The sequence below is a fragment of the Alteromonas sp. ABE4_545 genome, assembly GCF_056161325.1.
In genome coordinates this window covers 1-223 of sequence record NZ_JBSWYY010000106.1, presented here as the reverse complement: position 1 = coordinate 223, position 223 = coordinate 1, and the positions used below count along the sequence as shown (strand labels likewise).

The 223-nt window shown below is 47.5% G+C and carries 1 pseudogene; it reads left to right on the top strand.

Going from position 1 to position 223, the window contains the following annotated elements:
- Window positions 1-223, top strand: a pseudogene (locus ACXAH6_RS20505) (IS4 family transposase); the annotation flags it as partial.

Below are 223 nucleotides of genomic sequence, written 5' to 3'. Positions count from 1 at the left end.
TACGACCACCATTAGCTATAGCCATAAATCGGTTCGCTCAGACCTTGGACATGTGAATCAGGGAAACCGGTATCGAGGACTACTCGCCCACAGTATTCTGTTGTTCGCACCTGAGAAAAAGGAAGTCATTGGCCTCATAGAACAAACGCGCTGGGCGCGGGACATAAATACACGAGGGAAAAGACATCAACATGCTTCTACCCCGTATGAAGAAAAAGAAGGT